The sequence below is a fragment of the Arthrobacter sp. CAU 1506 genome, from assembly GCF_005047635.1.
Lineage (GTDB): Bacteria > Actinomycetota > Actinomycetes > Actinomycetales > Micrococcaceae > Crystallibacter.
Genome location: NZ_SUKC01000005.1, coordinates 186,567 through 206,082, shown reverse-complemented (window position 1 = coordinate 206,082; position 19,516 = coordinate 186,567). Strand labels below are relative to the sequence as shown.

Annotated in this window: 18 protein-coding genes and 3 tRNA genes; 4 read left to right on the top strand and 17 right to left on the bottom strand. The window is 66.3% G+C overall.

Going from position 1 to position 19,516, the window contains the following annotated elements; all coding sequences use genetic code 11:
- Positions 1 to 91 precede the first annotated feature (91 nt).
- From E4J89_RS08365 to E4J89_RS08345, 5 genes are all read right to left on the bottom strand, one after another.
- A complete protein-coding gene (locus E4J89_RS08365; protein ID WP_136785660.1) occupies positions 92 to 3,001 on the bottom strand; it encodes a Pls/PosA family non-ribosomal peptide synthetase in 2,910 nt (969 codons plus the stop codon).
- A 462-nt stretch (positions 3,002 to 3,463) separates the two neighbouring features.
- The gene (locus E4J89_RS08360; protein ID WP_136785659.1) at positions 3,464 to 4,474 is read right to left on the bottom strand and encodes a LacI family DNA-binding transcriptional regulator; all 1,011 of its coding nucleotides are present in this window, start codon (positions 4,472 to 4,474) and stop codon (positions 3,464 to 3,466) included.
- 7 nt (positions 4,475 to 4,481) lie between these two features.
- Complete coding sequence (locus E4J89_RS08355) at positions 4,482 to 5,438, bottom strand: carbohydrate ABC transporter permease (protein WP_136785658.1); 957 nt, start codon at positions 5,436 to 5,438, stop codon at positions 4,482 to 4,484.
- Positions 5,435 to 6,400 (bottom strand): sugar ABC transporter permease, encoded by a 966-nt coding sequence (locus tag E4J89_RS08350; protein ID WP_136785657.1) that lies wholly within the window; start codon positions 6,398 to 6,400, stop codon positions 5,435 to 5,437. Before E4J89_RS08350 ends, E4J89_RS08355 begins: the two co-directional genes overlap by 4 nt.
- A 95-nt stretch (positions 6,401 to 6,495) precedes the next feature.
- Positions 6,496 to 7,845: an ABC transporter substrate-binding protein gene (locus E4J89_RS08345; RefSeq protein WP_136785656.1), complete on the bottom strand. Its 1,350-nt coding sequence runs from the start codon at positions 7,843 to 7,845 to the stop codon at positions 6,496 to 6,498.
- Between the two features lie 254 nt (positions 7,846 to 8,099).
- Here E4J89_RS08345 and E4J89_RS08340 point away from each other — a divergent pair, with 254 nt between their 5' ends.
- Positions 8,100 to 9,968: an alpha-amylase family glycosyl hydrolase gene (locus E4J89_RS08340; protein WP_240691797.1), complete on the top strand. Its 1,869-nt coding sequence runs from the start codon at positions 8,100 to 8,102 to the stop codon at positions 9,966 to 9,968.
- A gap of 20 nt (positions 9,969 to 9,988) precedes the next feature.
- Here E4J89_RS08340 and E4J89_RS08335 read toward each other — a convergent pair whose 3' ends face one another.
- The 8 genes from E4J89_RS08335 to E4J89_RS08300 all read right to left on the bottom strand — a co-directional run bounded on the left by E4J89_RS08335 (position 9,989) and on the right by E4J89_RS08300 (position 14,881).
- Positions 9,989 to 10,600, bottom strand: coding sequence for a hypothetical protein (locus E4J89_RS08335; protein WP_136785655.1), 612 nt, complete (start codon positions 10,598 to 10,600; stop codon positions 9,989 to 9,991).
- On the bottom strand, positions 10,597 to 11,211 hold the full coding sequence (locus E4J89_RS08330; protein WP_136785654.1) for a hypothetical protein: 615 nt from the start codon (positions 11,209 to 11,211) through the stop codon (positions 10,597 to 10,599). The genes E4J89_RS08335 and E4J89_RS08330 overlap by 4 nt, the downstream gene beginning before the upstream one ends.
- The gene (locus tag E4J89_RS08325) at positions 11,208 to 11,588 is read right to left on the bottom strand and encodes a hypothetical protein (RefSeq protein WP_136785709.1); all 381 of its coding nucleotides are present in this window, start codon (positions 11,586 to 11,588) and stop codon (positions 11,208 to 11,210) included. The genes E4J89_RS08330 and E4J89_RS08325 overlap by 4 nt, the downstream gene beginning before the upstream one ends.
- 80 nt (positions 11,589 to 11,668) lie before the next feature.
- Positions 11,669 to 11,860: a DUF2273 domain-containing protein gene (locus E4J89_RS08320; protein ID WP_136785653.1), complete on the bottom strand. Its 192-nt coding sequence runs from the start codon at positions 11,858 to 11,860 to the stop codon at positions 11,669 to 11,671.
- Positions 11,861 to 11,891: 31 nt separating this feature from the next.
- Positions 11,892 to 12,452, bottom strand: coding sequence for an Asp23/Gls24 family envelope stress response protein (locus E4J89_RS08315; RefSeq protein WP_136785652.1), 561 nt, complete (start codon positions 12,450 to 12,452; stop codon positions 11,892 to 11,894).
- A gap of 46 nt (positions 12,453 to 12,498) precedes the next feature.
- Positions 12,499 to 13,065 carry a hypothetical protein gene (locus E4J89_RS08310; protein ID WP_136785651.1) on the bottom strand — a complete coding sequence of 189 codons (567 nt, stop codon included), beginning with the start codon at positions 13,063 to 13,065 and terminating at the stop codon, positions 12,499 to 12,501.
- A 155-nt stretch (positions 13,066 to 13,220) separates the two neighbouring features.
- A complete protein-coding gene (locus tag E4J89_RS08305) occupies positions 13,221 to 13,994 on the bottom strand; it encodes an alpha/beta hydrolase (protein WP_136785650.1) in 774 nt (257 codons plus the stop codon).
- A gap of 116 nt (positions 13,995 to 14,110) precedes the next feature.
- Positions 14,111 to 14,881: an MBL fold metallo-hydrolase gene (locus tag E4J89_RS08300; protein WP_136785649.1), complete on the bottom strand. Its 771-nt coding sequence runs from the start codon at positions 14,879 to 14,881 to the stop codon at positions 14,111 to 14,113.
- Positions 14,882 to 15,105: 224 nt separating this feature from the next.
- Between E4J89_RS08300 and E4J89_RS08295 the strand changes: the two genes are divergently transcribed.
- Positions 15,106 to 15,315 (top strand): hypothetical protein, encoded by a 210-nt coding sequence (locus E4J89_RS08295; RefSeq protein ID WP_136785648.1) that lies wholly within the window; start codon positions 15,106 to 15,108, stop codon positions 15,313 to 15,315.
- Positions 15,316 to 15,380: 65 nt separating this feature from the next.
- Here E4J89_RS08295 and E4J89_RS08290 read toward each other — a convergent pair.
- The 3 genes from E4J89_RS08290 to E4J89_RS08280 form a co-directional block, all read right to left on the bottom strand.
- Positions 15,381 to 15,456: transfer RNA gene (locus E4J89_RS08290), tRNA-Phe, on the bottom strand.
- Positions 15,457 to 15,513: 57 nt separating this feature from the next.
- Positions 15,514 to 15,587 (bottom strand) — tRNA-Asp (locus E4J89_RS08285).
- Positions 15,588 to 15,671: 84 nt separating this feature from the next.
- Positions 15,672 to 15,744 (bottom strand) — tRNA-Glu (locus E4J89_RS08280).
- A gap of 143 nt (positions 15,745 to 15,887) precedes the next feature.
- Here E4J89_RS08280 and E4J89_RS08275 point away from each other — a divergent pair.
- Together E4J89_RS08275 and E4J89_RS08270 are read left to right on the top strand one after the other, a co-directional pair.
- Positions 15,888 to 16,259, top strand: coding sequence for a metallopeptidase family protein (locus E4J89_RS08275; RefSeq protein ID WP_240691796.1), 372 nt, complete (start codon positions 15,888 to 15,890; stop codon positions 16,257 to 16,259).
- Between the two features lie 534 nt (positions 16,260 to 16,793).
- Positions 16,794 to 18,341 carry a C40 family peptidase gene (locus E4J89_RS08270; protein ID WP_136785647.1) on the top strand — a complete coding sequence of 516 codons (1,548 nt, stop codon included), beginning with the start codon at positions 16,794 to 16,796 and terminating at the stop codon, positions 18,339 to 18,341.
- 68 nt (positions 18,342 to 18,409) lie between these two features.
- On the opposite strand, the gene E4J89_RS08265 is transcribed toward E4J89_RS08270, so the two are convergent.
- Positions 18,410 to 19,432, bottom strand: coding sequence for a universal stress protein (locus tag E4J89_RS08265; protein WP_136785646.1), 1,023 nt, complete (start codon positions 19,430 to 19,432; stop codon positions 18,410 to 18,412).
- Positions 19,433 to 19,516 lie beyond the last annotated feature (84 nt).

Sequence of the window (19,516 nt, the reverse complement as noted above, 5' to 3'; positions counted from 1 at the left end):
TGCGGCGCCCGCGCCTCGCGGTTTCGTCGAACGTCCCGGCTCCCTTACCGGTCCTTCGCCGGCGACAGTGCAGCCAACTGCTTCAAGGACCTCAGGCAAAAGGCCTTTCGAGAGCGGCGGTGGTGGATCCGGTGGCGGCACGTGCCTCTTGAGCCGGGTTGCCAGCCCACAGGGATCCTTGGGAAAGCGTTGATCCCTTCATCACGAAGGAGTCGGCGGCGGCGACGACGCGGTCTTCGATGGTTACCCCGTAATGGACCAGAGCGCCGACGCCGAGCGTGACGTCTTGGCCAATGACGTCGTAGTCGGATTTGAACATCCCGTCCTCTTGGGAGTGGGACTGGATCATGGTGCCGTTGTTCAGTGTGCAGCGGGAGCCGATGGTCACCAGTGTCCGCTCGGGGATCGCACAGCCGTCGTCGAACACCCGGGATCCAATCCGCACGCCCAACAGACGCCAGACCAGCGGCTTGAAGGGGGTCCCGTTGAGGATCGACATGTATCGGCTGTTGGCCTGCAGCTTCCAGTACCGCTCGTGCCACCAAAAGTAGGGGTGGTAGATAGAGCAGAGCTGAGGCTTCAGCCGCCGGGTCCCGAGCACGAGGTGCTGGATGCCGATGGGGGCCAGCAAGCCAACGACGAGCATTACGACGAAGGATCCGCTGAGGGCCAGGAAACCAAACTGATCCGACAGTTCGAGGCCGGCAAACGACACCAGTACTCCAAGCGACGCGAGAACCCAGCGGACAAGCATCAAGAGGGCCATCGAACGCAGGTTGTGTCTGTTTTTGGCCGCGAGGTCCCGACGGAATGTGGCCCGGTCCGCATGCTCCACCGCGTCCCGCAGGACCGAGCGTGGGATCTCGAACGGTGGTGAACCGAGCAGGCCCACGTCGTGGCGGACCGGTCCGTCGATGGGAACCATGACCTTGGTCGCCAGCAGGCAGTTCTCCCCGGTCCTGGCTTCGGCCGGGTAGAGCACGAAGTTGCCCAGAAAGTTGCGCGCGCCGACCGACGTCCGGCTGAGCTGGAAAGAAGTCGCGGAATAGTCGGTGTTCATGAACGACAATCCATCGGCGATCATGGTTCCGGTGCCGATCTCCGACAGGAAAGGATTGTCGTGTTTGAACATCGTGCCCAGATTCGATCCGGTCTGCTGGACCGTTCCCTGCTTGTAGCCGAGGGCCCGCACGTAGTTCACGACGTATGAGCTATCGCCGAACAACGACGGAAACAAGCGACTGTTGGTCATCCTCGCCACCGCCCGCTCGGCGGCATAGCGCGGCCCGAACATCGGATACACCGTGTCCGGCTTCAATCCGAGTTGGAGCACCCGCGGCACGGTCGTGATGAGGACCAGCCCTACGAGCGTCCCGCCAAAGACGGCCAGGCCGGCGTAGAAAAGAGCGTCGCCGTAGAAGATCCAACTGGTGAACGCCAGAGCCTGCGTCTCCAACAGCGCCGCCACATTCGGATCCGCCAGAACGAAGAGGATGACCGCCTGCCCGACCAGTATGCGGCCCAGTCCGAGCGCGGCGATGAGCTGGGTGGTGGCAAACAATCCACGGCGCCACGGGCGGTAAGGTGTCCGTTCGACCCTGCTGTAGTCCACGTTTGTAGGCCTGCCCGGGGAACCGTGCCAATGCTCCCCCTCGGGCACGGCTTGGCCGGTGTAGAGAGTGGACCGGTGGCCCAGTTGCGAGCGGTCGCCCATCGACGTGTTGATGTCCAGGACACTGCCCTCGCTGACGGTCACGTCCCTTCCCAGCGTGACCCCGCCCACCTGGATGACGCCGCCGTGGGCACGGTACCCATTGAGCATCACGTCCTTGCGGATCACCGTCCCCTCGCCGATCGTCAGCAGGTCAGTGCAGACCGGGAGCCGATTGGTCAGCATCGTGACGTTGCGGCCGACCTTCGCTCCCATGGCCCGCAGGTAAAAGGACGTCAGCGGGGTACCGGTCATCAGCGCGAGGGGCGAGGTGCGCATCAAGGTCTTTACCAGCCAGAAGCGGAAGTAGGCGAGGCTCCAAATGCGGAACTCCTGGGGACGGAAGCGCCCAACGATGATCCACTTCGCCGCAACGGGCAGGATGCACAGGGCCACGAACACCACCGCTGTGTAGGCTGTTGACCGCAGGTAGATTTCCAGGAAGCTCATTCCCTGCTCCGGCCATTGGTAGTTGCCAGGCCCTGCGCCCGGGAACACCCACTGGTACCACACGACCGTCATAAGGCCGGCAGCCAAGCAGTAGCCGAGATAGACGAGCGTCTGCAAAGCGCCGCACGTTATGTACTCCCACGTCCGCGCGCCCATCGGCGGCGCTGTCTCCGGGACGGACGCCACGGCAGGCGAAGGCTCCTCCTGCTTGTCCTGCTGCGGGGGAACTTGCAGGGCCGCGACCAGTGCCGAGACGTTCGGGTTGCTGTAGATCTCCTTCATGGACATCTGGGGTAGATCCGGCTGCTTGCGCACCCTGGCGCAGAACTTCGCCATCACCATCGAGTCCGCACCCAGGTCCTGGAAGAAGTCATCGCCCACCGCGACCTGCTCGACGCCGAGCACGCCGGCGAGCACCTCGGCCAGCTGGTCCTGCACATGCGCCGGGGCCTCTTGCGCCGGCACCAAGGCAGCTGCCAACGCCGAGAGCGTGGGGTGCTGGTAAATGTCCTTGATCGCCACCGACGGCAGGTCCGGCTGCTTGCGCACACGGGCGCAGAACTGCGCCATCACCAGCGAGTCCGCACCCAGGTCCTGGAAAAAGTCGGCGGAAGCAGGAACGTCGTCCTTTTTCACCACCGATGCGAGAATGCCCGACAGGCGGTGCTCCAGGTCAGCGACACCCGTGGCCGGAATGCTTGGTGAGCCGCTCCCCGCCGGAAACGCCGTAACCGCCGGAGCCGCGGGTGCAGCGGGTGCAGCGGGTGCAGCGGGAACCGGAGAATTCGTCGCAGTTGTGGAACGGGGAACGTCCCTCAGGGCGTCGACGTGCTTTTTCACTGCACAAACTCCTCAGTGAGGCCAGATTATTGAGCAACGCTTCTTTCCCCAATGAACCCCAGAAGCTGCGAGTTTGGGTGCAGATCGTGAGGATCAGAGGTCAGCAGAAGGGCGAGAATGATCCAAGACCGTCGAACGGCCCGAGTTTCTGCCTGTTCGTCCATTGGGGTTGTGGCGGAGGAATGAGTTGGGGAGGGCTCGGCCGACCTAACAGCGGCGGAATGCGCCGAGGGTCCGGCTGCCGGTGTTGCCGCTTCACGATGGCGGAACGGCGCGCTTTTTAAAGTCTACTCGTCATAGCTTAACCGTCTAGCCCAGCCATAAGCCCGTACTGTGGCGGAACTGTGAAGGTGCTGTGGAGGCATGCTCGTTTTAGCCCTCGTCGTCCCAGCCCCGCGGAGGTGCTCAAGAACTCGTCCAGTTCGGGAAGCTTCGCCCGTATGCCGCTCACAGTGCTGTGAGTTACGACGGCGGTGGGCCGGTTGACGCTCTGACCACCAGTTCGTGCGGCTGAATCCGCGGCACGTCCAAGCGCGCTTTGCCCTGCAGTTCGGCCAGCAGCAGCTCCGCGGCGTAGGCGCCCTGCTCGTCGGGCCGCTGCCGGATGGTGGTCAGGCCCATCGGCTCGGCGAACTCGTGGTCGTCAATGCCCACCACGGACAGGTCCTCGGGCACCCGAAGCCCCCGTTCGTGCGCGGCCTGCAGGGCACCGAAGGCCATCTCGTCCGCGGAGGCGAAGATCGCCGTCGGCCGCTCCCCCGGAGCATCCAGCAGCCGGCCAGCGGCTGCCTTGCCGCCGGCGAACCGGAAGTCCCCCATGGCCTGCCATTCCGGGCGGACCGGCAGACCGTGCCGGGCCATGGTGTCCCGGAAGGCCTGCTCGCGCCGGCGCGGCACGTCGAAGTCGATGCCGTAGGCGCCGCCGCCCTGCAGGTGGGCAATCCGGGTGTGGCCGAGCGAAATCAGGTATTCCACCGCTTCGGTAGCCGCGGCGGTGTCGTCCACGCTGACGCTGCGCAGCCCGTCGACGTGGCCGCCGACAATCACGTTGGGATACTCCAGCGTCTGCAGGGCTGCCAGTTCGTCCGGGGTCAACTGCATGCACATCACCAGCAGCGCGTCGATCCGTTTGCGCAGCATCGACCGGTGGAAAACCCGGTCTCGGTTGGTGCCGGTGCCGCCCAGGCTGAACACGATCAGGTCGTAGCCTGCAGCACGCAGGGCACGGTCCACGCCTTCCAGCGCGGACGCAAAGTACCAGCGCTCGATCAGCGGCAGCAGCACGCCCATTGCCATGGTGCGGCCGGAGGCCAGATGCGCTGCCGACGACGACGGCTCGTAACCCAGCGAGTCCGCTGTCTGTAGCACCCGGTCACGGGTGGCCGCGGAGACCCCGGACAGCCCGCGGAGGGCACGCGAAACCGTCGCCGTCGAGACGCCGGCGGCCCGCGCGACGTCGTCGATCCCGGTCACGGTGCCATCACCCCTTGAGGCCACCTGCCATCAGGCCGCGGACAAAGTAGCGTTGCAGGCCGAAGAACACAGCCAGCGGCACGATCATGGAGACGAACGCGCCTGCCGTCAGGCGGTGCCACTCGTCGCCTCGGGTACCGGTCAGTTCCGCCAGCCGTTGCGTAATCGGTGCGACGTCTGCGGTGCCGCCGGAGAACACCAATGCCACCAGCAGGTCGTTCCAGACCCAGAGGAACTGGAAGATGCCGAAGGCGGCGATGGCCGGCATGGACAGCGGCAGGACGATCCGCCAGAAGATGGTGGCGTGTCCGGCGCCGTCCACCCGTGCCGCCTCAATGACTTCGCCCGGGATCTCGGAGATGAAGTTATGCAGCAGGAAGATGGCCAGCGGCAGCGCGAAGATGCTGTGCGCAATCCACAACTGCGCGTAGGTTCCCGAGGGCAGCAACTGGAACTCGCCGATCTTGAGGTTGATGAACAGCGAGAGCAGCGGGATCAGCGCCATCTGCAGCGGCACGATCTGCAGCGCGAAAATGAAGATGAACAGCGTGTCCTTGCCGCGGAACCGGCCCCAGGCGAAGACGTAGGCCGCCATGGAGGCGATCACCAACGGAATGATGGTGGCGGGGATGACGATCGCCAGCGAGTTGATGAAGTACTGGCCCAGGTTGGACGCGGAGCCGCCCGCGGACGCCAGCACGTCGGTGTAGTTCTTGGTGGTGAACTCCAGGTCGCCGAGGATGTTCCACCAGCCGTTGGCTTGGATGTTGTCTTCCGGCCGCAGTGAGGAGATGAACAGTCCGAAGGTCGGCACGGTCCAGATGACGGCAATGATGATCGCGGCGGCGGTGGCCCCGCGCGAGGTGAGGCGCTTTTTGACCCGCCGGGCAATCGGGACCTGGGCTTCGGGGGCTTGGGCCACGGCTGCCTCGGGAGCGGCCGGGATGGCTGGCGTTGCGCTCATCGGATTTCCCTCTGCTTCTTGAGCTGCCGGGCGTTGTAGAGCACGATCGGGAGCACCATCAGGAACAGGACCAGCGCCAGCGCGGCACCGCGTCCCGGTTCGCCGGCGCGGAACGCCTGGGTGTACATCTCGTTGGCCACCACCGAGGTTTCAAAGTTGCCCGCGGTCATGGTGCGCACAATGTCGAAGACCTTCAGCGTGCCGATGGTGATCGTCGTGACCACCACGATCAGTGCCCCGCGGATCGAGGGGATGGTGATGGAGAAGAACTGCTGCCAGGCGCTCGCGCCGTCCAGCCGGGCCGCCTCCACGATTTCGGTGGGAATGCCCTTGATCGCCGCGGAGAGGATGACCATGGCGAAACCGGTCTGGATCCAGACCATCACGGCGATCAGGAAGAAGGTGTTCTCCGGCGCATCCAGCAGGAACTGTTTGGATTCGCCGCCGAGCCACACCAGGATCTGGTTCAGCAGGCCGATTTGCTCGCGTTCGGCCCCGCGGTAGGTGTACATGAACTTCCAGATCACGCCGGCACCCACCATGGAAATGGCCATCGGCATGAAGACAAGCGCCTTCAGTGCCTTCTCGCCGCGCGCCCGGTCGATGAACACCGCATAGGCCAGGCCGATGCCCGTGGACATCAACGGCACCAGGACAACCCACAGCAGCGTGTTCCGCAGCGTGACCAGTGCCTCGGGCTGGGTGAACATCCAGACGAAGTTGTCCACCCCGTTCGGCGCGCCATTGCGGTCGGTGAAGGCCAGGTAAGTGGTCTGAATGGCCGGCCAAATCAGCCCAATGGCCAACAGCACGACGGCGGGAGCCAGGAATCCGATGATCGTCGCCTTATCGCGGAACGTCTTCGGGGCCCGGTCCACCAGCAGCATGATCAGGGCAATGATCGCGGCAAAGATGGCCAGCGCGATCACTACCTGCACAAGCTTGTCGCCAACGTCTTCCATGGCACGTGCCTCCTTGCGGCGTGGAAGGGAAGGGTCGCGCCGGCCGTGCCGCCTGCAGTGGTGACAGGCGGCACGGCCGGGCTACGGGGACCGGCCTAGTCCGAAGGCCAGCTGGCTTCGATCGAGTCGACCACTTCCTTGGTCGACTTGCCGTTGATCCATTCCACGACGCCGCTCCAGAAGGAGTTGGCGCCCACTGCACCGGGCATCAGGTCCGAACCGTCGAAGCGGAACGTGGTGTCCTCCGACTGCAGCAGTTCGATGGACTGGCGGTCCAGTTCGCTGGTGGCGAGGGCCGGGTCCAGGCCCTTGTTGGCACTGATCGCGGCGCCCTGCTCCACCCGCTTGTTGGCGAACTCGGGCGAGGCCATGAACTGCAGGTAGGCCGAGACCTCTTCGCTTTCGGTGTAGGCAGCCACGAACTCGCCGCCGCCGGTAATGGCGCTGGCGCCGGCTTCCTGTCCCGGAGTGATGAAGGCCCAGACGTCGCCGTCCTCGGCTACGTTGGTGCCCTCGGGCCAGTTGGCCGCCTGGAAGGTGGCCTGGTGGTGCATGGCGCAGCTGCCGTCGATCACCGGCAGGCCGCCGTCGTCCACCGAGGTGGAGATGATGGAGCGGACGTCCCCGATGCCGCCGTTGACGTAGTCCTCGTTCTTGAGGATGTCGCCCACCGCGTCGAAGGCGTCGGCCACCTGCGGGTCATTGAACGGGATGTCGTGGTTGACCCACTGGTCGTAGACGTCAGGACCGGCCTGGCGCAGCAAGGCATCCTCGATCCAGTCGGTGCCGGCCCAGCCGGTCGCGTCGCCGGACTCAAAACCGGCGCACCACGGCTTCATGGTGCCCTCGTCCGCGATGGTCTTGGTCAGCGCCATCATCTCGTCCCACGTCTGCGGGACTTCCCAGCCCTTATCCTTGAAGGCGGTCGGCGAATACCAGACGTAGCCCTTGACGCTGGCCAGCATCGGAGCGGCGTAGAAGGTGCCGTCGATCGTGCCGTAGGCCTTCCAGTCCGCGGACCAGTTCTCGTCCACCAGGTCCGAGACTTCCTGCGGTGCCGGCTTGAGGTTTCCGGCGCGTGCCTGGGCTGCCAGCAGGCCCGGCTGCGGAATGATCGCCACGTCCGGCGGGTTGCCGGCCTGGGCGCGGACCTGGAGCTGGGTCTCGAATTCGTTGGAGCCCTCGTACACCACGTCGATCCCGGTGCACTCCTCGAAGGGCACCCAGGACTGCTCGAGCTTGTCCTGCTCGGTATCCGTAATGGTTGAGTAGACGCTGACCTCGGCGCCGTCGAAGGTGCCGTAGGACTCATAGGCAGAACAGTCGGCGGCGGCTGCCGACCCACTGGGCTCTTCCGAGTTTCCCCCGCAGGCGGAGAGTGTCAGGGCCATGGCGCTGAGCGCGGCCAACGGCAGGACGGCCTTTCTGGAGCGTGCAGTGTGCATGATGTGACTCCTTTGTCTGGTGGCCGCGCAGACGCTGATAGGTCAGGAAGAAGCCACCCCAAGTACCAATCTGGTAAGTGGTAACGTAAACGCTTACTAAGTGTGCTGCAAGACACATATTTGGGCTGGTGGCCCTTCGATATCGAATCGTGATCTATGCCGCATTCACGGTCAGTGGGCGATCGCGCCTGCCCGCTCCGCGGGGATGATCATTAGGCTGGAAGTGGTCCTGACCCGCGAGCCGAGGAGTATTTATGGCTGCAGCATCCGTACCGTGGTGGCGCGACGCCGTCATCTACCAGATCTACCCGCGCTCATTTGCGGACAACAATGGCGACGGCATGGGCGATTTGGCCGGCATCAGCGCCAAGATCCCCTACCTGAAGAACCTCGGTGTGGACGCCATCTGGCTCTCGCCTTTCTACGTCTCCCCGCAGAACGATGCGGGCTACGATGTGGCCGACTACCGCGACGTCGATCCGCTTTTCGGCACTTTGGACGACTTCGACTCCCTGCTGGCCCGCACGCACGAACTCGGCATGCGGGTGATCGTCGATCTGGTCCCCAACCACACCTCCGACCGGCACGAGTGGTTCGTCAGCGCGCTGGCCGCCGACCCGGACTCTCCCGAGCGGGCCCGCTACATCTTCCGCGACGGCAAAGGCCCGAACGGCACCGAGCCGCCCAACAACTGGCAGTCCGTGTTCGGCGGCAACGCTTGGACCCGGACCACCGGACCCGACGGCACGCCGGGCCAGTGGTATCTGCATTTGTTCGACTCCACGCAGCCAGACCTGAACTGGGAGAACCCGGAGGTCCAGGCGGAGATGGTCTCCGTTTTGCGGTTCTGGCTGGACCGCGGTGTGGACGGCTTCCGGATCGACGTGGCCCACGGCCTGGTCAAGGCCGACGGCCTGCCGGACTGGGCGGCGAAGACCTCCATGGTGGCCGGCAACGAGCGACTGCCCGGCGAAGACGCCTTGCTTGACGACGACGACGCCCCGGTTGGCCGGCCTGCCGGCGCATCGCCAGCGCCCGATGCCCGACCGGCCCGCGAACAAGTGCTGGAACCGACCGGCGGGAGCGCCCAGGGCACGGCCGCCCACTCGGCGGCCGGCACGGACGCCGCCGTGCAGCAGGCGGCCGGCCTGGCGGACCCAGCCGTCCACCCGGACACCCCGCCCTATTTCGATCAGGACGGCGTGCACGAGATCTACCGGGAATGGCACAAGGTCTTGGCGGAATACGACGGCGACCGCATGCTGGTGGCGGAGGCCTGGGTGGAGCCGGCCGAGCGGCTCTTTGCCTACGTCCGGCCGGACGAAATGCAGCAGGCTTTCAACTTCGACTTCCTGCTGGCCGGCTGGGACGCCGAGCGCATGACCCGCAGCATTGACGATTCGCTGGCGGCGGCAGCCTCGGTGGGCGCGCCGAGCACCTGGGTGCTGTCCAACCACGACACGGTCCGGCACAGCTCCCGCTACGGGCTCACCGACCCCACCACGTTCCCCAAGGGCATTGGCCCGGAGGACGCACAGCCGGACGAGGAACTCGGGTACGCCCGCGGCCGTGCCGCGACGCTGGTGATGCTGGCGCTGCCCGGCTCCGCTTACATCTACCAAGGTGAAGAACTGGGCCTGCCGGAGCACACCACCCTGCCGGCCGAGGTGCGCCAGGATCCGGCATTCTTCCGCACCGGCGGCGAAGAGCGCGGCCGCGACGGCTGCCGCGTTCCGATCCCCTGGCGGGCGGAAGCACATGGCTTCGGCTGGGGCTCAACCCAGCATGAACCGTGGTTGCCGCAGCCGGAAGGGTTCGCCCGGTACGCCGTGGACCGGCAGCTGGGTGTGCCCGGTTCCAGCTACGAACTGTATCGCGCAGCACTGGCCATGCGCGCCGAGCGGAAGCTGGGCCAAGGCAGCTTCGAGTGGGCGCCGGAACATGACCCGGCGTCCGGCATCCTGAGCTACCGGAACGGAACGCTGCAGGTGCTGGCCAACTTGGGCAGCTCGGCGATCCGATTGCCCGCGGGCGCTTCGGTGCTCCTTGCATCGACAGAACGAACCGCCGACAGCGGATCGCTGGCACCAAATACCGCCGTCTGGATGACTACAGGACGCTAGCCCCCGCAGACTCCGGTCGCTCAGCGGACGCGGTCGGCGCGGACCAGGCGGGAGCGGGCGCCGGCGACCAGGTGGATCACCACCGGGAAGCTCATGCCGAGGGCAAGGTCCAGCGCTTCCACCAGATCGGAGACTTCGTCGGCCACCGCTTGCGGGGACACGCCAAGTCGGGGAACCACCCGGATGCGCAGGGCTCCGCCGCCGTCGTAGTCGTAGGCGGTGACGGTTGCATGCAGGATGCTGTCTCGTTCCTGCAGTGCGGCCCGCAGCGCCTGCTCGGCCACGCCTGAACTGAGCTGGACGGCACCGGGCGCGCCGTCGCCGTCAAAATCAGCAGCAATGGTTCCGGTGCGGCCCTTGCCCTGTTGCGCGATCCACGCGATCATCAGCAGCACCAACAGGAGCAGCACCAAGGACACCACAATCCAGAGCCAACTGTCCCGCTGGCCAGGCACAGTGGTGGAGTCCAGCAGCGCCTGCAGGTTGGCACCGGCCTGTGCCGTAACGGCATGCCACCAGCCCGCGAGCGCCGGAACCAGCGCCAGCGCGAGGGCGATGCCGCCGGCCAGCATCAGCTTCAGCCCGAGGATGGTGATCAGGATGCGGTTCAGGGTCCGCGGCGTCTGGTTCACTGTCCCACCACCCCGGAGCTGGATACGAAGACGCGCACCTGCGGGACCGGGCTGATCCGTGCCCGGCGGACTTCGTCCTCAACCGCCAACTGGATGGCATCGGCGTTCACCGGAGTGCCGGAAGTGGGCCGCAGCCGGACCTCCACCAGGGCCCGGGACACCACCACCAGCACCTGCTCGCGCGTCACTTGCGCCTCGGTGCGGGCGCGGCGCGCCAGCGAGGCGGCGAGAACTTCATCGTCCACCACCACTACGCCCCGCCGGCCGGGAATGCGGTGCCGGTGCAGATGCCCCGGCAGCACGCCCTGCAGGAAAAAGAACAGCCCCAGCAGCAAGATGAGCGCGCCGCACGCCGCCAAAATGACCGGCGAGGTGTTGCCCGGAAGTTGGTGTAGCCAGCTGGCTATCTGCTCCGGCAAGGCCAGCCAAGGCTGTTGCCCGAGGGCCTTCAAGGCTGCTTCGAGCAGCAGATACAGGCTGACCAGAGACACCAGGACGGCGGCAATGACCGCCGCCGTAGCCCGGGAACTGCGCAGTTCCCGGTTGGCCAGGCGCTCATCGGCCAGCCGTTCGTGAGCCGGCCGGTCGCTGTCGACGTCGAGATGGCTCACCGGACTCGGCCTCCATCCTGCACCCGGATTCCGGTGACCCTGATGTCCACCCGACTCAACTGCGAGCCGCTGATCCGCGAGACCTCGGCCAGGATCGCGCCCTTGGCCGCATGGGCCCGGTCCCAGACGGTGCCGCCGAAGCCGGACACCAACTGGGGGTCGCGCAGCACCCGGTTCAGCGACGGGATGCCGATGGGAAGTGCCAAGGACAGGGCGAGGGAACCGGCGTCGTCAGCCCAGGTGGCGCGGACCACCCCCGGTGAGATTCCCAACACCTTCGCCGCGGCACCCTGGGCGGTGCTGGTCAAGGCCTGCGTGCTGACCCGGGTGTGTCCGACGTAGCGCTCGGCGAGGGCCCCGGCGGGGTGTGACGCCAACGGCTCGCCGTCCGGGCTGCTGCCCGGCGCTGCCCGGACCGGGCGCGGAGGTAGTTTCTCGGCATTCACGGCGCGGTCCGTCATGAAGACGAGCGGCGTCCGGTCAATGCATCGCGGATGCTGCGCCAGTCAAGCTTGCCTTCCGCGGCGCGGCCCAGCAGCGCCCCCACCAGCAGGAACACCGCCATCAGCAGGAAACCCCAGAAGTGGAATACCAGCGCGGCCCACGCCAGCACCGCTCCGACGGCCATGCCGACCACCGTATAGCTCATCCTTACTCCTCCCACTGTCCCGCGCATCCTGTTACTGGGCCACTTGCCGGACCGGCTTCTCCGCCGGCGCCTTGGGGTCCAGCCCGGGGACGTGCACGTCGTTGATTTCCACGTTCACTTCAACCACATCCAGCCCCACCAATTGCTCGACGGCGGTGTACACCGCCGCGCGTACGCTCGCCGCCAGCTCGTGCAAGGGCTTGCCGTAGACGGCCACCAGGTTGATGTCCACGGCCACCTGGGTCTGGCCGACTTCCACATGCACACCCTGGCCAGCATCGCTGCCGCCCACCACGTCGCGCAGCGCGCTCAACGCGCGCGCCGTGCCGCTGCCCAGTGTGTAGACCCCGGGAACCGAGCGGGCTGCTACGGCCGCGACCTTGGCTACCGCGGCTTCGGAAATGGTGGTGCGGCCGGGAGCGGCCGGGACGGCCCCGGCCGCGTCGGGAAGCAGCGCCGGATCAACGCCGGCGGCCAAGGGCACCTGCCGGTCCGGCACTTCGGTGCTGCCTGCAGCGGCAGCTGCGGAGACCGGGACTTCCCCAGCGGCATCTCCGGCGGACGGGGCAGCCGGCCGATCCTCGTTGTGCATCTGTTCTCCCTGACGCTGTGCTGACTCTCAGGGCAAGCCTAACGCGTCAATCCCCGCAGTGTTCGGACAGCCATTCCTGTACCGGCTCAAGTGCTTCGGCAAAGGCTGTGACGTCGACGTCGTGGTCGGGTGCTGCCTGCTCCAGCAGCTGCTCCACCCGGTCCAGGTCATCGGTGAGCTGAGCCGGGACGTCGCGGCTGAAATCGTCCAGTTCCTCCTGCAGGGACTCCAGGTCGGAGTCCTCCACGCCGGTCATGAAGCCGAGCGGGACCAGCAGCAGGGAGGCCACGTTCGCGGCCACCGCTGCACAGGCGTCGGCCTGGTCGCCGTAACGGCCCCACTGGTCGGCGCTTTTGTTTGCTTCGCTGCCTTCCTTGGCGTCGGCGGAGGCCGACGGCGGTGTTGGGCTGGGCGCTGCCGTGGCGCCTTGTCCATCGGCCGGGTCAGGCGCGGCGGGTACTTCTGCAGGCGCGTTCGGCACGTGGGAGGCGGCCGGGGAAGAGGCGGCGGGCACCGGCGTCGTTGGATGGCTTGCCGGGCTTGCGCTGCTGCATGATGTCAGCGTGACGGCCATGACCAAGCCGCCGGCTGCAATCTTCAGAAGGGCCTGCACTACTCTCCTCGCTCCCATCGTCCCCGGTTGGTGCCTCATCAGGTGCAGGCGGCACTCGGAATACCCACCCATGGTAGGCCGGTTTTCCTGAATGGAGGCTGGGAATGAACTGTGTCCGAGGCGTGCGGCGGCGCATTGGCCGCGAAGGCGAGGGGTCAGGCCGGAAGCAATGTGTCCGGCAACACCGCCTGGTCCCGCAACCACTGCTCGAGCGTGCGGTTGAAGAGCTCGGGACGGTTCATCGGCCACTCGTGCGGGGACTTCGGCGCCAGCCCGCCCCGGGCGTTCGGCATCAGCCCGGCCAGCATCGCTGCCGATTCCCTGGCCTGCCGCGGTTCCCGTTCTCCCGCCGCGATCAGCACCGGGCAGCCGGCTTGGTCGAGGCCCTCGACGTTGGTGCCGACGAAGATCTCGGAAATGATCGCACGGTATTGCTGCGGATCCAGCGGCCGGTTTGTCGCCAGGTATTCGGCCATCTGCTCGGGCCCCAGCCGAAGGTACTTGGCCGACGCCCGCCACAACATCCGGTTCTTGGTCAAGCCCGAGAGGGCAAGCTGCGCCTTCAGCATCCACCGTGGAACGGGAAGCACCAGGACCCCGGTCAGCAGGGCGGTCTGCACCAGCTCCGGGCGTTGGGCCAGCAGCCGCAGGCCAACGTCCCCGCCCATCGACAGGCCGACCAGGTGGACCGGTTGGTCCGCAACGGATTCGATGAGGTCGGCAACCAGTTTTGCGGTCGCATCCAGGCTCTGCCAGCCGATGCCGCTGCTGGCGCCATGGCCCGGCAGGTCCGCGGCAAGGCAGCGGTAGGACTCGGAGAAATGCTTCATTTGCTGGTGCCAGGTGATCCCGGGCCAGCCCGCACCGTGCAGGAAGAGGATGGTTTCAGCGGACTCTGGTCCAGACGCTTCGAAGGCAAGGTGCGGCATCAGTCCACTCTAGCGGCGGGGGAATCGCCGCCGTGAAGACCGGGTGAACGAATGCTGAACGGCGGGTTGGATCCGCCGTGTCGCGCGGGACGTCCCCTGCCTACAGCGTCCCCTGCCTAGAGGGACTGCTTCTCTCCCGGCGTGGGGATTCGGAGCCGGTCCTGGAGACCGGCAGCGGCAAACTCTGTGCGCAGTTCGCTGTGCCCCTCGCTGAAGTGCTGCCAGCCTTCGGCATGGACCGGCACCACGGCGGCTGTTTCCAGGATGCGCGCGGCTTCGGCCGCGTCGGTGGCGGTCAGCGTCAGGGCTGCATTGTCAAAGAGGCCAACCCGGGCAGCGCCGGCGAAGAGTACCGCCAGGCCAATCGGCGCAAACCGTTTGGCGACGTCCCCTACTACCTCCAGCGAGGCGTTGTCGCCGCTGACATAAACGGTGGGAAGGTCGGCCGCCGTGAGCACGAAGCCGGTCACTGTACCGGTCACGGATTCGCACCCGGCCGGCCCGTGCTGGGCCGGAACGGCGGTAACGGTGACCGTCGTCCGGTCGGGGGCCTCAAGCACTGTCCGTTCCCAGGGAGCCACGCCGGTAACCGTCGCCATCCTGTCCGCGGCTTCCAACGTGCCGAGAACCTTGGTTCCGCCGGTTTCCACCAGGCTCCGACCGGATGTATCAAGGTTGTCGGCGTGTTGGTCATGCGAGAGCAGGATGACGTCCACTGCCGGCAGGTTTTCGGCCCGAATGGCCGGCCCGGATGTCTTGACCAAGGTCCCGGCGGCTCCTGGGTACTCCCCAGGCTCGTCAAAGGTGGGATCGGTCAGGAAGGTCCAACCAGCGAACTCCAGCAGGCCTGTGGGACCGCCAACAAGGGTGAATGCGGTTTCGCTCATGTGCCTATGTTGCCGCACTGCGCCCGCCGTGGACAGAGGCGCGATGCTACAAAAGCCCCGCATCCTGAATCAGCGCGGCGGGCTTCGTTGTGCCGGCAGCTCCGACCGACGTCGATCCGCTGGCCTTTTGAGGGAGGAGGGACGCTTCCTGACGGACCCAGCAGGCACAATCGAAGCAAGGGACGGCGATGGTCCCGCCCCTGACGGAATATCGGGAGGTAGCCATGAAAACACTTGGGCAGTTCATCCTGGCCCTGGCGGCTGGCTGTGCGCTGGCCGCGATCTGGGTTGCCGAGTTCCGCTGGCAGTGGGCTTTCACTGCCGTGTTGGTCTTCTTCATCGGCAGGGCACTGGCTAAACGGCCGGAGCGGGAAAAACGGCTCAGGTACACCCGGGCGAACATCGACGCGGTAAACCGGCTCCTGAGGGACTAGCAGCGTCCCGGACAAAGAAATACCCCGGAACTCACCGAGCCCCGGGGTATTCGATTCAGTTTTGCTGGTGGCTCCGACCGGCGTCGATCCGGTGACCTTTCGATTTTCAGTCGAACGCTCTACCAACTGAGCTACAGAGCCTGGCAACATCTCTCGATGATCACCGATGGCGTTCCGAAATCGCTCCGGAAACCAAAGCGACCCTGACGGGACTTGAACCCGCGACCTCCGCCGTGACAGGGCGGCGCGCTAACCAACTGCGCTACAGGGCCTTGCATTTTTTACGAGACTCAATCCTACCAGCCTTTTGAAGCGGTTTTGACCACTTCTGCGGCTGCCATTCATGACGTCTCGCGTACCCCCAACGGGATTCGAACCCGTGCCGCCGCCGTGAAAGGGCGGTGTCCTAGGCCGCTAGACGATGGGGGCCAGGACCACTTGGGATTCGTTTCCCCGCTGTGGACCTATAAAACTATAGGGCCTGCTTCGGGAAAAACCAAAACGGACCATGCTGCCTTGCTCTGGCAGCCCCGGAACCCCCTGCCTCACCCGCCGCAGGTAGAGTCGATTGCATGCCGATGGAGATGTCCCTGCCGGAATTCGAGGACGCGGTCAACGACGCGATTGACCAGATTCCGGAGGACATCATGCGCGAAATGACGAACGTGGGCATTTTCGTCGAAGAGGAATACACACCCCATCCTTGGGAGGATCCGAAGACGGAACTGCTGGGCATTTACGAAGGCACGCCGCTCACCGAGCGGGACCACTGGTGGGGCGCCGGATCCATGCCCGACCGGATCGTGATCTTCCGCGGCCCCACCCTCCGCATGTGCTCCTCCCGGGAAGAGATAGTCCACGAAGTCCTGGTCACGGTGATCCACGAGGTCGCCCACCATTTCGGCATCGACGACGAGCGTCTGCACGAACTGGGCTGGGGCTAAGACCGCCGCTTCCCCCGCCTCCCCCGCCTTCGGACGCCCAAAGGCGAGAGCACGGCATGGCCACTGCCGGTACCGGCACCTGATGCTGCGCTCCCCCAAATAGCCGCCACGGCGCGAACCGGCGCGCCATCCCCCGGCCGCAGCGGCCGCAGCGAACACTTCGGAAATCCACCATCAAGACGGAGCCGGCACCTTGCAACCGGCCCGTCTTCGCAGCGCGGGCCGATACGGCGCCGCGACCGGGGGAAACGCTGCGTCCCCACGTCTTCGATGTCCCGCCGAGCACCCCCAGAGCCGGAGGCGACACGCCGCACCCTCACCAAAACCGGCGAAATGACACCAATGTTGTTTATGTTACTCGTGAGGCAAATGTTGCCAAAGTGACCGAAGGTGCATATTCTCAACGTGCTGTGTGAATGCAGTTCGGTCTAGTTGGGGTGCCACCCGTTCGCACAATGACCGCTCTCGGCCCCAAGGCCGGCCGTCCCGAAAGGGCGCGTGCATTTACTGCGCTCGTATTAAGGACCCGTTCGGATGAGGCTGCTTCCCTCGGGGCGTCCTGCCCCGCATCGATCGACGACGCCGGCGCGCGCCGTTGCGCTCTTCTCTGCTACCGCCCTGCTCGTCTGCGTACCGGCTCTGGCGCCGGCCGTCGCAGCCCCGGCCGGACAGTTGCCCCAGGTGACATCAGTCCGGATCACCCTTCCGGCGGCGCCCTCGCTCCCGTCCGGCGATGAGATCGACGACGCCAAGGGCGATGCAGCCGCCACTCAAGCGCTGGTGGACCGGATCGAAGAACAACTGAAGACGGCCTCAGGGAACCTGGCCAACGCCCAGTTCGATTCAATGCGTTTGCAGAACACCTACAGCGAGTCGCTGCTGAAGCAGCAGGAGCGGACTGCGGAGCTCGAGGACGCCAAGGCGAAGTCGTCGCAGGCCGCCGAATACTTCGACTCTGTCAAGAACCAGGTGGGCCAGCTGGCCGGCGAGCTGTACCGGAACGGGGGAGTCAACCCGGCGCTGAGCGCGCTGCTGGACAGCAAGAACTCCGGCGACGTGCTGTACAAGGCCTCCACTCTGGATGCACTGACCGCGAACCGCTCGCAGACGCTGACCGAGTCCCAGCAGGCCGCCCAGCTCTGGGCCGCCTGGGAGCTCTATGTCACGCAGGCCGAAGAAGCGGCCAAGGACGCCGCCGTCGCGGCGGAAGCGGCCGAGACCGACGCCAAGGCCGCCAGCGCAGCCCAGGAACAGCTGGTGATCCGCTACGAAGAACAGCGGCAGGCGCTCCTGGTGCATCTCGCCGAACTCAGGGGGACCAGCACCAGCGAGGAAGACGCCCGCATCGCCGCCTTGGAGAAGGCCGAACAGGACCGCCAGCTCCAGGCTCTGGTTGAGCAGTCGGCGCAAGAGGCGGCCGCGGCGCAGCGGCCCTCCAGCAGCAACTCGTCGGCACAAGGCTCCACCGTGGCCCCGGCCAGCGATGAAATCACGGCGCCGCCGACCTCGAGCCCGTCGACGCCCCGGCCTTCCACTCCGCGGCCATCTACGCCGAGGCCCTCAACGCCCGCTCCGTCCGCTCCCTCGACGCCCACGACGCCCACGACGCCCCGACCGACTCCGCCGCCGGCCCAGCCCGAACCAGAGCAGGAGCCGGAGGTGGTCACGCCGCCTCCGGTGGTGAATGCCCCCGCGGCAAACGGCGGCATCGCCGGCGCCGCCATCAGCTTTGCCATGGCCAAGGAAGCCAACAAGAAGTCTTTCTATGCCTGGGGTGGCAACGGCCCGTTGGGGTACGACTGCTCGGGCCTGACACAGGCGGCGTTCAGCAACGCCGGGCGCTATCTCCCCCGCGTAGCCCAGGCCCAGCTGGATCAAGCGCCCTACAAGGTTCCGCTCTCGCAGCTGCAGCCCGGCGACTTGGTGTTCTGGGGCGAACCGAATGCCATCTGGCACGTGGCGATTTACATCGGCAACTGGCAGGTGGTCCACGCCCTGAATCCCGAGGTCGGACTGACCGTGACGAACATCAGCCACATGTACGGCAAGCTGCACACCGTCGGGGCGCGCTGGGCCGTCTAGACGGAGCAAACTGCTAAGGGCTGGGCCCGGAACCTCGCAGGTTCCGGGCCCAGCCCTTAGTACATGGGTTACTGGCCTTCGGCGTCCGGCAGCGGGCCGAAGTTCCGGCGGTCATCGAGCCGCGGGTCGTGCTTGTCCGGGACCACCATGACCGGCCCCTTGGCGTGGTGCAGCACGCCTTGGCTGGTGGAGCCGAGCAGCATTCCGGCGAAGCCGCCGCGGCCGCGCGTACCGACCACCAACAGTTCCGCCGTGCGGGTAGCCTCGATCAGGAGTTCCACCGGCGAACCGTCCTGCACCTCGCCGATGACGTGCAGGTTCGGGAAGTGGCTCTTGATCCAGGCCACGCCGGCGTCGAGCTGCTCGCGGATGTCTGAGTACAGCGCCTCCCGGTCCAGCGGCGCGGGCACCCAGGCCAGCGAGCCGGTGAAGGGCGGCAGCGCGCAGACCATCTTGAGCGGGTAGCCAAGCCGTTCCGCCTGCTCCGCGGCCACCAGGGTGGCATTGCGGGCCTGCTCGGACCCGTCGACGCCGACGACGACGACCCTCTCGATGTCCTCCGGCCGCACGGCCTGTTCCTTGGATCGCGGGACTTCGATGTCCAGGTCGCCAAGCCGGGGCGCGCAGGCCAGCGGGATGGTCACGGTGGGGCACTCGGCGTGGGCCGGGACGGCGCTGCTGACCGAGCCGAGCAACCTGCCCATGAAGCCGCCGCGTCCGCGGGTGCCGACCACGATGAGTTCGGCCTGTTCGGAGAGCTCCAGCAGGACCCCCGCAGCATCGCCGGTTTCCACGCGGGAGTCCACATCGAGGTTGTAGCCGTCGATTTTCGCCACGGCCTGCTCAAGCACGGCTTCGGCACCTTCGCGGATGACCGAATCATCCAGGGTGGCATAGCCGGCATCCATGCTCGATGCGGCAAAGACCGGAACGGTGTAGGCGGTCACGACATGCAGGGGGGTCCGGCGCCGCTGCGCCTCCTCAGCAGCCCAAACCAACGCGCAGATGCTCTGGTCGGAGCCATCGACTCCGACCACGATGCCGCGCGGTGCGGCACCCTGTCCGGCGCTTCCGGCAGTGGCTTCTGTCATTCGTTCCGCCTCCCTCTACGTAGCACTGGCTCCCTCGCCAGCTACCCTCAGCTTACTCTGCAACAAAGCCCTTCTCAGTGGCCG

What these genes read in the sequence shown, in the direction of transcription:
- E4J89_RS08355 (WP_136785658.1), bottom strand. Translation starts at nt 5,438, where the DNA reads ATGAGCGCAACGCCAGCCATCCCGGCCGCTCCCGAGGCAGCCGTGGCC.
- E4J89_RS08350 (WP_136785657.1), bottom strand. Translation starts at nt 6,400, where the DNA reads ATGGAAGACGTTGGCGACAAGCTTGTGCAGGTAGTGATCGCGCTGGCC.
- E4J89_RS08345 (WP_136785656.1), bottom strand. Translation starts at nt 7,845, where the DNA reads ATGCACACTGCACGCTCCAGAAAGGCCGTCCTGCCGTTGGCCGCGCTC.
- E4J89_RS08340 (WP_240691797.1), top strand. Translation starts at nt 8,100, where the DNA reads ATGGCTGCAGCATCCGTACCGTGGTGGCGCGACGCCGTCATCTACCAG.
- E4J89_RS08320 (WP_136785653.1), bottom strand. Translation starts at nt 11,860, where the DNA reads ATGAGCTATACGGTGGTCGGCATGGCCGTCGGAGCGGTGCTGGCGTGG.
- E4J89_RS08315 (WP_136785652.1), bottom strand. Translation starts at nt 12,452, where the DNA reads ATGCACAACGAGGATCGGCCGGCTGCCCCGTCCGCCGGAGATGCCGCT.
- E4J89_RS08305 (WP_136785650.1), bottom strand. Translation starts at nt 13,994, where the DNA reads ATGCCGCACCTTGCCTTCGAAGCGTCTGGACCAGAGTCCGCTGAAACC.
- E4J89_RS08300 (WP_136785649.1), bottom strand. Translation starts at nt 14,881, where the DNA reads ATGAGCGAAACCGCATTCACCCTTGTTGGCGGTCCCACAGGCCTGCTG.
- E4J89_RS08295 (WP_136785648.1), top strand. Translation starts at nt 15,106, where the DNA reads ATGAAAACACTTGGGCAGTTCATCCTGGCCCTGGCGGCTGGCTGTGCG.
- E4J89_RS08275 (WP_240691796.1), top strand. Translation starts at nt 15,888, where the DNA reads ATGCCGATGGAGATGTCCCTGCCGGAATTCGAGGACGCGGTCAACGAC.
- E4J89_RS08270 (WP_136785647.1), top strand. Translation starts at nt 16,794, where the DNA reads ATGAGGCTGCTTCCCTCGGGGCGTCCTGCCCCGCATCGATCGACGACG.
- E4J89_RS08265 (WP_136785646.1), bottom strand. Translation starts at nt 19,432, where the DNA reads ATGACAGAAGCCACTGCCGGAAGCGCCGGACAGGGTGCCGCACCGCGC.